The organism is Burkholderia guangdongensis (genome assembly GCF_013403875.1).
In the GTDB taxonomy this organism is placed as follows: Bacteria; Pseudomonadota; Gammaproteobacteria; order Burkholderiales; family Burkholderiaceae; genus Burkholderia; species Burkholderia guangdongensis.
Genome location: NZ_JACBNX010000013.1, coordinates 17,166 through 34,676, shown reverse-complemented (window position 1 = coordinate 34,676; position 17,511 = coordinate 17,166). Strand labels below are relative to the sequence as shown.

15 protein-coding genes are annotated in these 17,511 nt (G+C 67.9%); 8 read left to right on the top strand and 7 right to left on the bottom strand.

What is annotated here, in order from left to right:
- Position 1 precedes the first annotated feature (1 nt).
- Positions 2-1,648, bottom strand: coding sequence for a malonate decarboxylase subunit alpha (mdcA, locus tag HZI36_RS13825; RefSeq protein ID WP_179403209.1), 1,647 nt, complete (start codon positions 1,646-1,648; stop codon positions 2-4).
- A gap of 373 nt (positions 1,649-2,021) precedes the next feature.
- Between mdcA and HZI36_RS13820 the strand changes: the two genes are divergently transcribed.
- Both HZI36_RS13820 and HZI36_RS13815 read left to right on the top strand, forming a co-directional pair.
- Positions 2,022-2,870, top strand: coding sequence for a LysR substrate-binding domain-containing protein (locus HZI36_RS13820; protein ID WP_179403208.1), 849 nt, complete (start codon positions 2,022-2,024; stop codon positions 2,868-2,870).
- 597 nt (positions 2,871-3,467) lie between these two features.
- Positions 3,468-4,487 carry a DUF2242 domain-containing protein gene (locus tag HZI36_RS13815; protein ID WP_179403207.1) on the top strand — a complete coding sequence of 340 codons (1,020 nt, stop codon included), beginning with the start codon at positions 3,468-3,470 and terminating at the stop codon, positions 4,485-4,487.
- A 19-nt stretch (positions 4,488-4,506) separates the two neighbouring features.
- On the opposite strand, the gene HZI36_RS13810 is transcribed toward HZI36_RS13815, so the two are convergent.
- From HZI36_RS13810 to HZI36_RS13800, 3 genes are all read right to left on the bottom strand, one after another.
- Complete coding sequence (locus HZI36_RS13810) at positions 4,507-4,644, bottom strand: hypothetical protein (RefSeq protein WP_179403206.1); 138 nt, start codon at positions 4,642-4,644, stop codon at positions 4,507-4,509.
- Between the two features lie 574 nt (positions 4,645-5,218).
- The gene (locus HZI36_RS13805; RefSeq protein ID WP_179403205.1) at positions 5,219-5,920 is read right to left on the bottom strand and encodes a histidinol-phosphatase; all 702 of its coding nucleotides are present in this window, start codon (positions 5,918-5,920) and stop codon (positions 5,219-5,221) included.
- Positions 5,921-6,007: 87 nt separating this feature from the next.
- A complete protein-coding gene (locus HZI36_RS13800; protein ID WP_179403204.1) occupies positions 6,008-6,952 on the bottom strand; it encodes a choline ABC transporter substrate-binding protein in 945 nt (314 codons plus the stop codon).
- Between the two features lie 191 nt (positions 6,953-7,143).
- Here HZI36_RS13800 and HZI36_RS13795 point away from each other — a divergent pair, with 191 nt between their 5' ends.
- The 4 genes from HZI36_RS13795 to HZI36_RS13780 all read left to right on the top strand — a co-directional run bounded on the left by HZI36_RS13795 (position 7,144) and on the right by HZI36_RS13780 (position 10,282).
- On the top strand, positions 7,144-7,821 hold the full coding sequence (locus tag HZI36_RS13795; RefSeq protein ID WP_179403203.1) for an MgtC/SapB family protein: 678 nt from the start codon (positions 7,144-7,146) through the stop codon (positions 7,819-7,821).
- A 175-nt stretch (positions 7,822-7,996) separates the two neighbouring features.
- Positions 7,997-8,767: a DeoR/GlpR family DNA-binding transcription regulator gene (locus HZI36_RS13790; protein WP_179403318.1), complete on the top strand. Its 771-nt coding sequence runs from the start codon at positions 7,997-7,999 to the stop codon at positions 8,765-8,767.
- 123 nt (positions 8,768-8,890) lie between these two features.
- Positions 8,891-9,292: an OsmC family protein gene (locus HZI36_RS13785; protein ID WP_179403202.1), complete on the top strand. Its 402-nt coding sequence runs from the start codon at positions 8,891-8,893 to the stop codon at positions 9,290-9,292.
- Positions 9,293-9,385: 93 nt separating this feature from the next.
- Entirely contained in the window at positions 9,386-10,282 is an 897-nt protein-coding gene (locus tag HZI36_RS13780) for a LysR family transcriptional regulator (RefSeq protein WP_179403201.1), read from the top strand.
- 80 nt (positions 10,283-10,362) lie between these two features.
- Here the strand turns inward: HZI36_RS13780 and HZI36_RS13775 are convergent, their stop codons facing one another.
- Positions 10,363-11,034, bottom strand: coding sequence for a peroxiredoxin-like family protein (locus tag HZI36_RS13775; protein ID WP_179403200.1), 672 nt, complete (start codon positions 11,032-11,034; stop codon positions 10,363-10,365).
- 284 nt (positions 11,035-11,318) lie between these two features.
- On the opposite strand from HZI36_RS13775, the gene HZI36_RS13770 reads away from it, so the two are divergent.
- Positions 11,319-12,944 (top strand): L-lactate permease, encoded by a 1,626-nt coding sequence (locus HZI36_RS13770; protein ID WP_179403199.1) that lies wholly within the window; start codon positions 11,319-11,321, stop codon positions 12,942-12,944.
- A 21-nt stretch (positions 12,945-12,965) separates the two neighbouring features.
- Here HZI36_RS13770 and HZI36_RS13765 read toward each other — a convergent pair whose 3' ends face one another.
- Positions 12,966-13,874 carry a LysR substrate-binding domain-containing protein gene (locus HZI36_RS13765; RefSeq protein ID WP_179403198.1) on the bottom strand — a complete coding sequence of 303 codons (909 nt, stop codon included), beginning with the start codon at positions 13,872-13,874 and terminating at the stop codon, positions 12,966-12,968.
- 128 nt (positions 13,875-14,002) lie between these two features.
- On the opposite strand from HZI36_RS13765, the gene metE reads away from it, so the two are divergent.
- A complete protein-coding gene (metE, locus tag HZI36_RS13760) occupies positions 14,003-16,297 on the top strand; it encodes a 5-methyltetrahydropteroyltriglutamate--homocysteine S-methyltransferase (protein WP_179403197.1) in 2,295 nt (764 codons plus the stop codon).
- A 118-nt stretch (positions 16,298-16,415) separates the two neighbouring features.
- Here metE and hppD read toward each other — a convergent pair whose 3' ends face one another.
- On the bottom strand, positions 16,416-17,498 hold the full coding sequence (gene hppD / locus HZI36_RS13755; protein ID WP_179403196.1) for a 4-hydroxyphenylpyruvate dioxygenase: 1,083 nt from the start codon (positions 17,496-17,498) through the stop codon (positions 16,416-16,418).
- Positions 17,499-17,511 lie beyond the last annotated feature (13 nt).

Sequence of the window (17,511 nt, the reverse complement as noted above, 5' to 3'; positions counted from 1 at the left end):
CTCACCAGTTGCGGAACTTGGCCGGCGGCGCGTACAGGCCGCCCGACCAGTGCACGAGATCCTTGATCGAACGCGCGGCGAGCCAGCGGCGGTCCGCGTCGAGCGGATCGATGCCGAGATCCTCCGGGCGGCGGATCACGCCGCGCTCGCGCAGCCGCTCGACCATCTTCCGGTCGCGACCGCGGCCGATCTCGGTGTAGCCGGCGACGCCGCGGATCGCGTGCTCGCGCTCGTCCTTGTCGCGGCACAACAGCAGGTTCGCGATCCCTTCCTCGGTGACGATGTGCGTGACGTCGTCGCTGTACACCATGATCGGCGCGAGATCGAGCTCGAGCTTGTCCGCAAGCCGCATCGCGTCGAGCTTCTCGACGAACATCGGCACGTTCTTGTCGCCGAACGTCTCGCCGATCTGCACGACGAGCTTGCGGCCGCGCCGCAGCTGCGGATGCGTGTCGGGATCGGCCTCCTCGCCCGCCTTCAGCCACGGCTCGCTCGTGTGCCGGCGGCCGCGCGCGTCGCTGCCCATGTTCGGCGCGCCGCCGAAGCCCGCGATCCGGTCGGCGGTGATCGTCGACGAATGGCCGGCCAGGTCGATCTGCAGCGTCGAGCCGATGAACATGTCGCACGCGTACAGCCCCGCCGTCTGGCAGAACGCGCGGTTCGAGCGCAGCGACCCGTCGGCGCCGGTGAAGTAGATGTCCGAGCGCGCGCGGATGTAGTCGTCCATCCCGACCTCGGAGCCGAAGCAGTGGATCTGCTCGACCCAGCCGGACTCGATCGCCGGAATCAGCGTCGGATGCGGATTCAGCGCCCAGTGCGAGCAGACCTTGCCCTTCAGCCCGAGCTTCTCGCCGTAGGTCGGCAGCAGCAGCTCGATCGCCGCGGTGTTGAAGCCGATCCCGTGGTTCAGGCGCTTGATTCCGTACGGCTCGTAGATGCCCTTGATCGCGAGCATCGCGGTCAGGATCTGCGTCTCGGTGATCGCGGCCGGATCGCGCGTGAACAGCGGTTCGACGTAGAACGGCCGTCCCGCCTCGACGACGAAGTGCACGCGGTCGCCCGGGATGTCGACGCGCGGCACCTTGTCGACGATCCTGTCGACCTGCGCGATCACGATCCCGTCCTTGAAGGCCGTGGCCTCGACGACGGTCGGCGTGTCCTCGGTGTTCGGGCCGGTGTACAGGTTGCCGTCGGCGTCCGCGCTGACCGCGGCGATCAGCGCGACGTTCGGCGTCAGGTCGATGAAGTAGCGCGCGAACAGCTCGAGATACGTGTGCACCGCGCCGAGCGCGATCTTGCCGCCGAACAGCAGCTTCGCGATCCGCCCCGACTGCGGGCCCGAATACGCGAAGTCGAGACGCTTCGCGATTCCGCGCTCGAACACGTCGAGATGCTCGGGAAGCACGATCCCCGACTGCACCATGTGCAGATCGTGGATTTTCGCGCTATCGACGTCCGCGAGCGCGGTCGCGAGCAGGTCCGCCTGCTTCTGGTTGTCGCCTTCGAGGCAGACCCGGTCGCCGGGCCGCAGCACCGCTTCCAGCAAGGCGACGGCGTCGCGCGCGTCGACCCGCTTGCCGCGCGCGAACGGCGCGCCGGCCGCGATGCGTGCATCGCGCGCTTGCCGCGCGTGATTCCATCTCGTCATAGAGTTTTCTCCTGTCGACCAGAGTTGGCGCTTCAGCGCTTGGTCTGGTCCCATGCAAAGCCGCGATGCCTTCCGGGGGTTCTGCGGCATTCTAAGCCCGCCGCCGCCGCCGATTGATGATGATCGCCAATGCGACTCAGAAGCGGCCCCGATGGATCGCAGGCCGGCGCCGATTGGCGAATCGTGGCCGAATCGTGGCCGGATCGTGGAATCATCGGCCGCGGCGGAAGTTTCTGGCCGGCCCGCACTTGCCGTAGACTGCTGACGCGGCCGGACGACGCGCGGCGCCATACCCGGGCTCAGGGCCCGGCGTTCCGCGCCGCCCGTTCCGGTCATTCGTGCAGTCGTCGACATCGATCCAGTAGGTCCAGCAATGCGTCCGTTACCGCCCGAGCTGCTGCGCAGCTTCGTCGCCGTCGCCCAGTCCGGCAGCTTCACCGCCGCCTCCGAGCGTGTGAACCTGTCGCAATCCACGGTCAGCCAGCACATCCGCCGGCTCGAGGAGCTGCTCGACAGGCCCCTGTTCGAGCGCGACACCCGCAACGTGCGGCTGTCGCAGCACGGCGACGCGCTGTACCGCTACGCGGTGCGCATCCTCGAGCTGATGGACGAAGCCGTCACGTCGGTCTGCGGGCCGCCGCTGTCGGGCAAGGTGCGGCTCGGGATGTCGGAGGATTTCGCGTCCGCGCACCTGACCGCCGCGCTCGCGAGCTTCGTGCAGCGCAATCCGGAGGTCGAGCTCGCGATCGCGACCGGGCTGTCCGGCGAGCTGTTCGACGCGCTCGACGAAGGCCGGCACGACCTCGTGTTCGCGAAGCGGATCGCCGGCAGCCGGCGCGGCCGCGTGATCCGCAGCGAGCCGCTGTACTGGTGCATCGGCCCCGATTCGCCGCTCACCGGACGCGAGACGGTGCTGCCGCTCGCGCTGCATCCGGAGCCGAGCGTGTCGCGCCGCCGCGTGCTCGAAGTGCTCAACTCGATCGGGCGGCCGTACCGGATCGCGGTCGTGAGCAGCAGCATCGCCGTACTGCGCGCGGCTGCGAGCGCGGGGCTCGGCGTCAGCGCGTTCGCGGGCTACGTGATCCCGGCCGGGCTCGCTCGGCTCGACGCCGGCCTGCCCGATCTCGGCGAGCTCGAATACGTGATCGACCGCCCGGCCGCCGCGTCGCGCTCGACGCTCGCGCTCGAGGCCACCCTGATCGCCGCCGCCGCGGAGCTGTGACGGCGGGGTCGCGGGTGCGGGCCGCTGAGCGCCACGCGCGTGAGTTCAAGCGTCGCGCACGGACCTCGGACTGCCAAGCGCGAGGGTTCAAGCGCCGCGCACGGACCTCGGACCACCACGCGCGAGGGTTCAAGCGCCGCGCACGGGCCTCGGACCGCCACGCGCGAGGGTTGAACCTTGGCACACGAACCTCCGACCGCCATATGCACGAGGGTTTGAACTCGGTGCACGGCCGCTGACCGCCGTACGCGAGTGTTTGACCGTGACGCGCGAGCCTCCGACCTCCGCGCACGGACCTCAGACCTCCGTATGCACGAGGGTTTGAACTCGGCGCACGGCCGCTGAGCGCCGCGCGCGGGGGTTTGTCCCCGGCGCGCGACCGTTTTACCTCGGCACGCGACGGTTTGTGCTCGGCGCGCGAGTTCTTGACCGCCGCACGCGACGGTTTGACCTCGGCCCACGCGCCTCCGTCCGCCGGCCTTGACTGACAAGGGCCCTCATGCGGAAACCCTCGCGGGCCGGGAGCATGAAACGCCTTCGTCAACAAACGAAACTATAATGACGCCCCGGCCATCAGCCCGGCCTTTGAATGACGCCATGCCCTACCGACTACGCCTGTTCCCTGTTTCCTGTGCGCTCACGCTCGCGACGCTGCTGACGGCCTGCTCGTCGACGTCGACCCAGCCGCTCTATCAGCAGGAGCAGTTCGACGCGGCGGCCAGCCCGTACGCCCGCACGTTCCATGCGAAATCCGACGCGACCTGCGAGGCCGCGCGCCGCGCGCTGCTGAGCCAGGGTTACGTGTCGACGTCGATCCGCCCGGACGCGATCGACGGCAGCAAGAATTTCCAGCCGAGCAACGATTCGCACGTCGTGATCGAGTTCCATGTCGTCTGCGCGGATGCGGACACGGACGGCGCGTCGAGCATCGCGTATGTGAACGCGGTTGAGGACCGCTATGCGCTGAAGAAGTCGAACACGTCGGCGAGCGTCGGCTTGAGCGTGTTCGGGTCGCTGTCGCTGCCGATCGGCTCGAGCGACGACGCGATGGTCAAGATCGCGAGCGAGACGATCCCGGCCGGCGTGTTCTACGAACGCTTCTTCAATCTCGTCGATCACTTCCTGAAGGTCGATCCGACCCGGCGCGACCGCGCGACCGTGAAGGCCGCCGAGAAGGAGAAGGTCGCGCCGCTGCCCGAGCCCGCGCCCACGCATCAGGGCGAGCCGCTGAAGCTGACGACGCCGGTCGCGCCGACGCCGCCCGCGCCGCCGATGCCGGTCGCGGTGCCGACTGCCATGCCTGCCGCGCAGCAGACGCCGGCGGCGGCGCCGTCGCCGGCCTCCGCCGCTTTGCCGGCTTCCGCGCCTTCGCCGGCCTCCACGCCTTCGCAAACGCCGGGCGCGACGACGCCCGCCGCGTTGCCGGCGTCGAGCGCCGCGCCGGCAGCCCCGGCGTCGGCGACATTCGCACCGCCGCCCGCCGCGACGTCCGCGTCCGCGCCGACCTCGACCTCACCCTCGACTTCACCGACGCAAAGCACAAAAACGCCCGCCGCTGCCCCCGCACCGGCGAGCGCATCGTCGTCGTCCGGCGCAAGCGCCGGCGGCACGAACTGAGCACGCGCAACCGCCCCACTCAGCCGAAAAACAACCGCAGCAGGTGCGTCGCATACGTCATCGCGTCGGTGAACAGCTCATGAAAATCCACGCCCGCCATATGCAGCAGCACCGTCAGCGGCAGGATCCACACGAGCGCAACCACGGCTTCTTTCATCCGGCCTCCCCAGGGTTCGAGCGTCGGCGCCCGACCTTGCCGCCTCACCGGGCAGCCGCACGAAGGAAATGCCGGCAAAACGGGCCGGTGGCGCGAGCCGGAAAAACGTAACGGCGAACGAAGCCAGGCCGTCACGCGCCACTGCCCCGTTCGCCGTCATCGACGACGCTCCCTCGCCACCATGCGCGCAACCCCGTGCGCGCGGCAGGTCGTGTCCGCTGGGCGCGACATTGCCGCGCCGCCCGGCTCGATATTTTTCATCCACCCCATTGGCAAGCACGAACCGCACCATTCGGCCGGAACCGGCGACCGGCATGGCGCGGCGCCGGACGGCACATCGAAGCCGGCCGCCGGGCGAATCCGATGTTTCAAAAATGAAACGCCACGCAGGCGGCAACGCCGGCGGCGAACCAACGGCCGGCGCGCGCGGCCGGCCCGCCACGCCCGCGCGGCGGGCCTTTCACGGCCCGGCCGCCAAGCGCCGCACCGCATGCGTGCGATGCGCGGCACGCCGGGTTCCCCCTGAGCGATGTTTCCGAACCGTAACAGCCGCCCGGCGGCGGCGCGCCGCCGCTCAAGCCGCGACGCCCGCCTCGTCGAACAGCCGCAGCACCGGCCAGCCGCGCGCGGCCGCGATCGCCGCGAGCCGTGCGTCCGGATTCGTCGCGACCGGATCCGTCACGCGCTCGAGCAGCGGCGCGTCGTTGATCGAATCGCTGTAGAACCAGCTCCGCTCGAAATCGCCAAGCGTGCGGCCGAGCGCCGCGAGCCACGCATCGGTCCGCTCGATCTTCCCTTCCCGGAAACTCAGCACGCCGACGCTCTTGCCCGTGTACTCGCCGCCCGGCGTGCCGTCGCGTGTGCCAAGCTCGATCGCGAGCAGATGATCGACGCCGAGCGCCGCCGCGATCGGCGCGGTGACGAACGTGTTCGTCGCGGTCACGATGCAGCAGAGGTCCCCCGCGTCGCGGTGCCGCGCGACGAGCGCGAGCGCCTCGGGCCGGATCGCCGGCGCGATCACATCGCGCATGAACTGCGCGCGCCACGCTTCGAGCTGCGCGCGCGGATAGCGCGCGAGCGGCGCGAGCGTCACGTCGAGATACGCGTGCATGTCGAGCTCACCCGCCGCGTACGCGCGGTAGTGCCGGTCGATTTCGTCCGCGTGCCGCGCGCCGTCCGCGAGACCGAGCCCGGTGAGGTAATGCGCCCACGCCTGATCGCTGTCGAGCGGCAGCAGCGTGTGGTCGAGATCGAAAAGCGCGAGATTCCTTTGCATGAATACATTCCGTCATGGAAAGCCCGGCCGCGCGTCGCCGCGCGCGCCGGGCGGTTGTCGTGGCCGCGCGCGGGCGCGGCGCCGTCACTACATGCCGATCGTGCGCTGGACCGCCTTCACGCCGTCCTGGCCGTCGATCGTCGTCACGCCGTCGAGCCACTTCGCGAGCACGTCCGGATTGCTCTTGAGCCAGGTTTTCGCGACCGCGACCGGATCCGCGTGGTTCATGATCGGCACCATCAGCCGGTTCTCCTCGTCGGTCGTGAACTGCAGGTTCGTCAGCAGGCGGCCGACGTTCGGGCAGCGCGCCATATAGCCGGGCGCGACGATCGTGAAGACCTTCGCGGAGCCGTAGTTCGGCCCGAACACGTCGTCGCCGCCGGTCAGGTACGTGATCTTGTAGTCGAGGTTCATCGGATGCGGCTCCCACGCGAGGAACACGACCATCCGGTGCTCGCGGATCGCGCGGTTCACCTGCACGAGCATCCCCGCCTCGCTCGACTCGACGAGCTTGAAGCCGCCGAGCCCGAACTCGTTCTTGTCGATCATCCGCTGGACCAGCGCGTTGCCGTTGTTGCCCGCGCCGATCCCGTAGATCTTGCCGTCGAGCTGGTCGCGAAACTTCGCGATGTCCGCGAAGCCCTTCAGCCCGGCGTCCGCCGCGAAGCTCGGCACCGCGAGCGTGTAGCGCGCGCCGACGAGGTTCGGATGCGGCAGCAGGTCGACCGCGTGCGCGTCGACGAACGGCTTCACGGTCGGCGTCATGCTCGGATCCCAGTAGCCGAGGAACGCGTCGATCTGGGCCTTCTTGAGCCCCGCGAGCACGATCGGCGGCGACGCGATGGTCTTGCTCGCGTCGTAGCCGAGGCCTTCGAGCAGCGCGGTCGCGATGCCGGTCGTCGCGGCGATGTCGCTCCAGCCGACGTCCCCGAGCGTCACCTTCCTGCACGTCTCGCCATCCGACGCGTGCGCACCGCCCGCCATCAGCAGAGACGCGAGGCACGCCGCCATTACCTTCCCGATCTTCTTCATTGCATGGACTCCCGACGAACAGAATTCATTGATTGGTCTGATCAAACACCCGCAGCACGCGGCCCGACGACACACTTGCGTCGCCGGACATAACGTAGTTTAAAATACACAAAAGTGCAATAACGCACAAAAATACAACTTCGCCGATCACGGCGTCGAACCATTCGTCTAACCAAAACAGGAGACAACCGATGATCAGCCAACTCGAAATCGTGTCGCGCCTCGTGCTCGCCGCCGCGCTCGGCAGCGTGATCGGCATCGAGCGCGAGCGCCTGTCGTGGGCGGCCGGCCTGCGCACGCACATGCTCGTGTGCGTCGGCTCGGCGCTCGTGATGATCGTGTCGGCGTTCGGCTTCGCCGACGTCCAGGGCATGCCGAACGTGTCGCTCGATCCGTCGCGGGTCGCCGCGCAGGTCGTGTCGGGCATCGGCTTTCTCGGCGCCGGGTCGATCCTGCTGCGCGGCGAGATGGTCCGCGGGCTGACGACGGCCGCGAGCGTGTGGGTCGTCGCGGGCGTCGGGCTCGCGGTCGGCGGCGGGATGTACACGGCCGCGATCGCCGCGACCGTGATCGTGCTGCTGATCCTCGCCGGCCTGAAGCCGCTCGAGCGCCGCTACTTCACCGCGCGCCGCCGGTGCGGCGTACGCCTGATGGCCGCGCGCGGCACCGTGAAGCTTTCGACGCTAGAACGGCTCGGCATGGGCGAAGGCCGGATCGTCCGCTTCATCGTCGATCACGACGACGCGAAGCCGGACGTCGACCAGATCCAGATCGCGTTCTCGCGGATGTCGGACCACGAGTTCGGCGCGATCCGCCAGCGACTGCAGCAACTGAGCGGCGTGCGCGACCTGCACGACCTCGCGCCGTGACTTGCGCGGCCCATGACTTGCGCGGCCCGTGACGTGCGTGGCCCATGACGTCGGCCCGTGACGTCGACCCATGAAGCCCGCACGCCCCGCGCGTTTCCCACGGTCGGCCGGATGCTCTACCATGGGCGCCGACGCCGCCGGCTCGCGGCCGCTCTCCATCGTTCTGGGCTCCCCTATGTGGCAGGAAGACCGTTATCAAAGAATCCGCGCGCTGCTGTCGACGCTGCAGCGCGTGTCGACCGAACGCATCATGGCGGACCTGAACGTGTCGCGCGAAACGGTGCGGCGCGATCTGCTCGATCTCGAGGCGCTGGGCGAGCTCAAGCGGGTGCACGGCGGCGCGATCCGCGTCGACGACGAGCCGCCGATCGCCGAGCGCGCACACACGCGGATCAAGGCGAAGGCGGCGATTGCGCACGCAGCGGTCGGCGTGATCGCCGGCGCGCAGACGCTGTTCATCGACGCGGGCACGACAACCGCACTGCTCGCCGAGGAGCTCGCGTCGCTGTCGAACCTGACGATCGTCACGAACTCGATCGACGTCGCGCTGAAGCTGCGGCCGATCGGCGACGCGACGCGCGCGCGCAACGACGTGATCCTGCTCGGCGGCACGATCAGCGACCGCGCGGCGGCGACGGTCGGCGATGCGACGGTCGCCGAGATCCATCGCTATCGCGCGGACGTCGCGCTGCTGTCGCCGGTCGGCGTCGACCACCTGCACGGCGCGACCAACTACGATCGCGCGGACGCCGAAGTCGCGCGCGCGATGGTCGCGAACGCGCGCGACGTCGTGATCCTCGCGGATTTCGGCAAGATTGGCCTCGGCAGCCGGATCAGCTTCTGCGGCGTCGAGCGGATCGGCACGCTGATCACGAACCGGAAGGCCGAATCCGTCGATACGTTCCCGCTGCTCAGCCAGGCGGTGAAGCGGATCGAGTTCGCGTGAGCACGTCGTCCGTTCGTCTATCCGCGACGGAGTTTCCGGGGTAAGGTTCGCAGCATGCGGCTGCCTTGCCGGTTCGAGTCCGGCCTCAGGCACCGCCCGTCCAACCTTCGCTCAGGATTCAGCATGGCCAACATGACCGTCGCCGCGCATCTCGGCAGGATTCCATACCGCGTCACCCTGAACGCCGGCGCGCACGAATTGACCGCCGACGTGGTGGAGCGCCTCGGCGGCCACGACGCCGGCCCCGATCCGCACGAGCTGCTGCTGTCCGCGCTCGGCGCATGCACCGCGATCACGGTCGCGATGTACGCGCAGCGCAAGGAGATCGCGCTCGACGGGATCGACGTGCGCCTCGAGATCACCGACGAGCGCACCGGCCAGCCGACGAAGATCGCACGCGCGATCACGCTGTCCGGCGCGCTGACCGACGCGCAGCGCGCGCGTCTGCTCGAGATCGCGAACATCTGCCCGATCCATCGCCTGTTGACGGGCACCGTCGAGATCGACAGCCATCTGACCGCGTAACGCCCCCGACGAGGACCTTCGCGATGACATCACCGAACCCGAACGCCGCCGCAGCCGCGCAGCCGGCCGCGTGGCGTTGACGGGGGCGCGCCGATGGATCGCCTCGTCGCGATGGAGACTTACGTGAGCGTCGTCGAGGCGGGGTCGTTCTCGGCCGCCGCGCGGCGCCTCGACCTCGGCCAGCCGGCGGTGTCGAAGACGATCGCGCAGCTCGAGGCGTGGCTCGGCACACGCCTGCTGTTGCGCTCGACGCGCGGGCTGGCGACGACCGACGCGGGCCAGCGCTTCTACGAGCACGCGAAACGCGCGATCGAGGAAGCGCTCGAAGCGGAGCAGGCGGTGCGCGACACGTCGGCGGGCCTGACCGGCCGGCTGCGCGTGTCGGCCGCGGTCACGTTCGCGCGCCTGCACGTGCTGCCCGCGATGAAGACGTTTCTCGCGGAGCACCCGAAGCTCGACGTCGACGTGATACTCGACGACCGCAACATCGACCTGCTCGAAGAAGGGATCGACGTCGCGCTGCGAATGGGCGCGCTCGACGACAGCACGACGATGACCGCACGCCGCATCGCGCAGTGTCCGCGCTACGTCGTCGGCACGCCGTCGTATTTCGCGGCGGCGGGCCTGCCGGCGACGCCGGCCGATCTGAGCCGACATGAGGCGATCATCTATACGGTGCGCGGCGGCGGGCAATCGTGGGCGTTCAGCCGGGACGGCACGGAAGTCGCGATCGCCGTGTCCGGGCGGCTGCGCGTCAGCGCGGCCGAGGGGATGCGCGCGGCGGTGCTCGCCGGCATGGGCATCGCGGTCGCGTCCGAGTGGATGTTCGCGCCCGAGCTCGCGAACGGCACGGTGCAGGCGGTGCTCGCCGACTGGCGGCTGCCGCCGATCGATCTGTGGGCGGTCTTTCCCGCGGGCCGGCTCGTGACGTCAAAGGCGCGCGCGTTCGTCGCGTTCGTCGAGCAATTGATGAGCGCACCGCGCGGATAGTGCGCGTAGTGCGCGTAGTGCGCGCGGTGCGCGGCACGCGCGCCCCCCCTCGTCGCCCGAACGGCGCGCGCCCTCGCCCGTCACGCGGCCTGTGCGAGCTTTTCGAGCACCGGCAGCATCTCCGACGGATCGGGGCGATGCGTGTAGTCGGGATTCACGTCCGAGTAGACGACGATCCCGTCGGTCCCGATCACGTAGCGCGCGGGCATCGGCAGCGTCCAGCTCGCATCGCCGTTGAACGCGGGCAGCTCGTTCTTCAACTTCCTGTACAGATCGACCAGATAGTCGGGCAGCGCGAAGCGCAACCCGAACGCGGCCGCGACGTCGTTGCGCGGATCGCCGAGCACCGGGAACCCGAGCCCGTTCGTGCGCACCGACTTGCGGCTGTTGACGGCCGTCTGCGGCGAGATCGCGACCACGCTCGCGCCGAAGCGGCGCAGATCCGGCAGCGCTTCGTTCAGCGCCTGCAGGTCGAGGTTGCAGTACGGGCACCAGACCCCGCGATAGAACGACACGATCAGCGGCCCGTCGTCGAGCAGCGCATCGGACGACACTTCGTTGCCGTCCTGATCCTTCAGGCCGAACGCCGGCGCGCGGTCGCCGGCCTTGATCGCGCGCGCCGCCTGGCCGGAGGCGATCAGTTCGGCGGTTGCGCGCTCCATGATCGGGTGAATCTCGGGCGGCGCGTTGTACGGGGGCTTGCCGGCCTTGAAGTCGGCCTTGAATGCGTCGAGTCTGTCCTGAAGCGACATGGCGGTTCTCCGATGAGTGAAGGGCTCTGGGGCTACGTCTGGGGCTACGTGTGACGCACCGTGCGGTACGTCGTGACCCGATCATCGGCGCGCCGCCGCGAGTCAGATAGAACCGGCGAGGAATATCTCGCATTCCCGCGCGGCATGGGCCGGGGCGCGGGCGCCCCGCATCGGGTATCCCAACCCTTTGTTTCGCCGGGCATTTTTCCTAAAATTCATCGCATATACCCGTTTTCGATCGCACATCTCCTGTTACTCAAAAAGAACAGGGAGGAGTCTGATCCATGTTCCAGCAGATCCTCGATCCCGCCGGCAACCTGTTCGTTTCGTGGCTGCTCGCGCTCATCCCCGTCATCGTCCTCCTCGTGCTGCTCGCGGTGTTCCGGCTGTCCGCATGGCTCTCCGTGCTGGCCGGCGCGATCGTCACGTTCCTCCTCGCGGCCGCGGTCTGGCGGATGCCGGTCGCCACCGGTCTGCGCGCCTATCTGTACGGTGCGATGACCGGCATCTGGTCCGTCGACTGGATCACGTTCTGGGGCGTGATGCTGTTCAACTCGCTGGTGCTCACCGGCACGTTCGACCAGTTCCGGCGCTGGCTGACGAGCCTCGGCACCGCGGACGTCCGCGTGCAGACGATCCTGTTCGCGTGGGCGTTCGGCGCGCTGCTGGAAGGGCTCGTCGGCTTCGGCTATCCGTGGGCGTTCGTCGCGCCGATCCTGATCGGGCTCGGCATTCCCGATCTCGACGCGATCCGCGTCGCGGCGATCGCGAACAACGCGCCGGTGTCGTACGGCGCGCTCGGCGTGCCGATCGTTGCGCTCGCAGCGGTGACCGGCCTGCCGCTGATGTCGCTGTCCGCGTCGGTCGCGCACATCGTCGCGGTGCTCGCGCTGCTGCCGCCGTGGATCCTGATCTATCTGGTCTCCGGACGCACCGGCCTGCGCGACGGCTGGCCGCTCGCGGTGGTTGGCTCGCTCGCGTACATCGCCGGGCAATATCCGGTCGCGGTGTTTCTCGGGCCGTACCTGCCCGACGTCACCGGCTCGATCGTCTGCTTCGCCGCGCTACTCGTGCTGCTGCGGTTCTGGCGCCCGAAGCGCGTGCTCGGTTACGGCGGCCAGCCGATCGAGACGTCGCTCGCCGTGGCCGGCAGCGAATCGCACGGGCTCACCCGCACGCAGCTGTTCCGCGCGTGGCTGCCGTTCCTGATCCTGATCGCGGTCGTCGTGCTGTGGACGGGCCCGTGGTCGCCGCTGCCGCGCGTCGTCTGGTTCAAGTTCGGCGTCGACGCGGGCTCGTCGATCCACGCGGGCGCGAAGGTCGCCGCCGCGTTCTCGTTCTCGCCATTCGTCGGCGGCTCGGCGATTCTCGCGTCGTGGCTCGTCATCACCGTGCTGCTCGGGATGAAGCCCGCGCAGTACGTGGAAGCGTTCCGCCGCACGTGGCATCAGATGTGGGGGGCGATGCTCGTCGGCATCTTCATCTTCGGCCTCGCGTTCATCTTCAACTTCTCGGGGATGGCCGCGTCGCTCGCCGAGGGCTTCTCGAAGATCGGCATCGCGTACATCGTCGTCGCACCGATCCTCGGCTGGATCGGCGTCGCGCTGTCCGGCAGCAACACGTCGACCAACGCGATGTTCGGCTTCTTCCAGGTCACGGTCGGGCGCCTGCTCGGCGTCCCGACGCTGCTGCTGCCGTCGCTGAATTCGGTCGGCGCCGAAGTCGGCAAGCCGGTCGCGCCGCAGACCGCGAGCGTCGGCGTGTCGACCAGCCGTTTCGTGCGCAACGAAGGCGACGTGATCCGCCACAACATGGGGTGGACGTTCGTGCTGCTGCTGTATCTCGTCGTGATCGGCGTCGGGTTCTATCTGCTCGCGCCGGGATTGATGGCGGCGCCGGGCGGGCGATAGGATCGCATCGGCAATGCGCGCCTATCGAAGCATTCTGACCGCGTTCCCCGTCGATTCGCGCGCAAGCTCGACGAACGCGCTCAGGTAATCGATCGACGCGTCCGCCTCCCGGACGCCGAGGAAAATCTGCTTCGCGATCCCCCCCTTGCCGAGCTTGACCGGCTCCACCGGTATCCGGTCCGCGTATTCGTCGGCGAGCCATTTCGGCAGCGCGGCCACGCCGCGCCCGCTCGCGACCATCTGCAGCATGATGTCGGTCGTCTCGATCGTCTTGTGCCGCTTCGGCACGACGCCCGCCGGTGTCAGGAACTGGTTGTAGATGTCCAGCCGGTCGGTTTCGACCGGGTACGTGATCAGCGTTTCGTCCGCGAGCTGCTCCGGTGTCACGTAACGCGCGCCCGCCAGCCGATGCCCGTCGGCGACGACCAGCACCTGCTCGTAGTCGAACACCGGCTCGAAGCGCAGCCCGGGCCGATTCAGCGGATCCGGCGTGACGAGCACGTCGACGTCGTAGCCGAACAGCGCGCCGATGCCGCCGAACTGGAAGCGCTGCTTGACGTCCACGTCGACGTCCGGCCAGCGGGACAGATACGGCGACACCACCTTCAGCAGCCACTGGTAGCACGGATGGCACTCCATCCCGATGCGCAGCGTGCCGCGCTCGCCGTTCGCGTACTGCTTCATCCGCGCCTCCGCATGCTCGAACTGCGGCAGCAACCGGCCGGCGAGCGCGAGCAGGTACTGCCCCGCCTGCGTGAGCCGCAGCGAGCGCCCATCGCGATCCCAGACCGGCGTGCCGAGTTGCTGCTCGAGCTTCTTGACCGTATGGCTGAGCGCCGATTGCGTCAGATGCAGTTCGTTGGCCGCCGCCGTCAACGACCCCTGACGCTCCACTTCGCGGATGAGGACGAGATGAAACCGTTCTAGCATGGCGGGCGCTCGTGAAAATAGATCATGAAGAAATCTAATGGATCAATGAAATAAAGCCATTTTATTTCATGAAGTGAAAATCCTATCATTGCTGCCGGATCTTTCAAACCTCTTGAACGGCAGCACTCATGGTCACGACACACAACCTCGGCTTCCCGCGCATCGGCGCGAAACGCGAACTGAAGTTCGCCCTCGAAAACTACTGGAAGGGCCAGTCGTCGCGCGACGAGCTGAAGGCGCTGGGCGCGCAACTGCGCGAGCGTCACTGGGCCGACCAGCGCGATCTCGATCTGGCGCCGATCGGCGACTTCTCGTTCTACGACCAGGTGCTCGACATGAGCTTCACGCTCGGCAACCTGCCGAAGCGCGTGCAGGGCTTCCACGGCGACACGCTCGACAACTATTTCCGTGTCGCGCGCGGCCGCTCGACCCAGTCGGCGGAAGACCATGCGGCATGCTGCGGCGGCGTCGCGGCCGGCGAAATGACGAAATGGTTCGACACGAACTATCACTACATCGTGCCGGAATTCCACGCGGACACGAACTTCTCGCTCGACCCGTCGCGCCTGCTCCAGCAACTGGCGCAAGCGCAAACGCAGGGCGTGAACGCCAAACCCGTGATCGTCGGCCCCGTCACGTACCTGTGGCTCGGCAAGGCGAAGGACGATTCGGATCGCCTCGCGCTGCTGCCGAAGCTGCTGCCCGTGTACGGCGCGCTGCTCGACACGCTGACCGCGCAGGGCGTCGAATGGGTGCAGATCGACGAGCCGATCCTCGTCACCGAGCTCGACGCCGAATGGCGCCAGGCGTTCAGGACCGCCTATGCGGCGCTCGAGACGCGCCGGATCAAGCTGCTGCTCGCGACGTACTTCGGCCAGCTTCAGGACAACCTGACGCTCGCGTGCTCGCTGCCCGTCGACGGCCTGCACATCGACGCGATCAACGCACGCGACGAAATCGGCGCGCTGATTCGCGAACTGCCGGTGAACCGCGTGCTGTCGGTGGGCGCGATCAACGGCCGCAACATCTGGAAGACGGACCTGGGCGCCACGCTCGACTGGCTCGAGCCGCTCGCGAGGCAGCTCGGCGAGCGTCTGTGGATCGCGCCGTCGTGCTCGCTGCTGCATGTGCCGGTCGATCTGTCGAGCGAGCAGAAGCTCGATCCGGAGATTCGCTCGTGGCTCGCCTTCGCGCTGCAGAAGCTCGACGAGCTGAAGGTGCTCGCGTGCGCGCTCAATCATGGCCGCGCGTCGGTTGCCGATGCACTGGCGGCCGATGCGGCCGCGATCGACAGCCGCCGCGCGTCGCCGCGCGTGCACAATCCGGTCGTCAAGGCCGCGGTGGAACGCATCACCGCCGCGCTCGGCCAGCGCCAGAGCCCGTACGACGTGCGTGCGCCGAAGCAGGCCGCACGGCTGAAGCTGCCCGCGTTCCCGACCACGACGATCGGCTCGTTTCCGCAGACGGCCGACATCCGCCACGCACGCAGCCAGTTCAAGGCCGGCGAGCTGAACGAAGCCGGCTACCAGGCAGCGATGCACGCGGAGATCGCACGCAGCGTCCGCGAGCAGGAAACGCTGAATCTCGACGTGCTGGTGCACGGCGAAGCCGAACGCAACGACATGGTCGAGTACTTCGGCGAGCAGCTCGACGGCTACGCGTTCAGCCAGTTCGGCTGGGTGCAGTCGTACGGCTCGCGCTGCGTGAAGCCGCCGATCCTGTTCGGCGACATCAGCCGCCCGAAGGCGATGACCGTCGAGTGGATCCGGTACGCGCAATCGCTGACCGACAAGCCGATGAAGGGGATGCTGACCGGGCCGGTGACGATTCTGAACTGGTCGTTCGTGCGCGACGACCAGCCGCGCTCGGTGTCGTGCCATCAGCTCGCGCTCGCGATCCGCGACGAAGTGCTCGACCTCGAGCAGGCTGGCATCCGCGTGATCCAGATCGACGAGGCGGCGCTGCGCGAAGGCCTGCCATTGCGCCGCTCGCAGTGGAACGCCTATCTGGACTGGGCGGTCGAGTCGTTCCGCATCACCGCGAACGGCGTGCGGGACGAAACGCAGATCCACACGCACATGTGCTATTCGGAGTTCAACGACATCATCGCGTCGATCGCCGGCATGGATGCGGACGTGATCACGATCGAGACGTCGCGCTCGGACATGGAGCTGCTCGATGCATTCGACAGCTTCAAGTATCCGAACGAGATCGGGCCGGGCGTGTATGACATTCACTCGCCGAACATCCCGAGCGAGGCGCATATCGTCGAGCTGATGAAGAAGGCGGCGGAGCGGATTCCGGCGGAACGTCTGTGGGTGAACCCGGACTGCGGGCTGAAGACGCGCCAGTGGGCGGAAGTGCTGCCGGCGCTGACGAACATGGTCGCCGCCGCGAAGACGCTACGCAGCCAGGTGCTGTGACGGGTGCTGACGTACGCTAGCGTACGCTCACGTGCGCTGACGTTCGGACGCCCCGCCGCGCATCATCCGATGCGCGGCGGGGCGTCCTTCATTGAACCCGCGTCGGGTTCCGCCGGCGTCACACCTTCGGGGTTTCGAGCGCGCCGCGCTGGATCTGATCGCGCTCCAGCGACTCGAACAGCGCCTTGAAGTTGCCTTCGCCGAACCCCTCGTCGCCCTTGCGCTGGATGAACTCGAAGAACACCGGCCCGAGCAGCGGTTGCGAGAAGATCTGCAGCAGCAGTCGTTTGCTGCCGTCCTGCGTCGAGCCGTCGAGCAGGATGCCGCGACTTTGCAGCTCCGCGATGTTCTCGCCATGCCCCGGCAGCCTCGCCTCGATTCCGTCGTAATAGAACGTGTTCGGCGCGGTCATCACCGGCACGCCCGCCATCTGCAGGCGATCGACGGCATCGAAAATGTCATCCGCCAGCAGCGCGATGTGCTGGATGCCCTCGCCGTTGAACTGCATCAGGAATTCCTCGATCTGACCGCCGCCTTGCTTGGCCTCTTCGTTCAGCGGGATGCGGATCTTGCCGTCCGGCGCCGTCATCGCCTTCGACGTGAGCCCCGTGTATTCGCCCTTGATGTCGAAGTAGCGGATCTCGCGGAAGTTGAACAGCTTCTCGTAGAAGCCGGCCCAGAATCCCATGCGGCCGCGATAGACGTTGTGCGTCAGGTGGTCGACGATCTTGAAGCCATGACCCTTCGGATGGCGGTCGACGCCCGGCAGGAATTCGAAATCGATGTCATAGATCGACTTGCCATCCTCGAAACGGTCGATCAGATACAGCGGCGCGCCGCCGATGCCCTTGATCGCGGGCAGGCGCAGTTCCATCGGGCCGGTGGGAATCTCGACCGGCTGCGCGCCCAGTTCCAGCGCGCGCTGGTAGGCCTTGTGCGAATCCTTCACGCGAAACGCCAGACCGCAGGCCGACGGACCATGCTCGGCCGTGAAGTAAGCCGCCTGGCTGCGGGGTTCGCGGTTGACGATGAAGTTGATGTCGCCCTGGCGGTACAGCGACACATCCTTGGAGCGATGGCGCGCGACCTCGGTGAAGCCGAGCTTTTCGAAGAGCGGTTCCAGCACATTGGACTGGGGCGATGCGAATTCCACGAACTCGAAGCCGCACAAGCCCATCGGATTGTCGAAAAGATCTGTCATGGTGGGTCCTCTT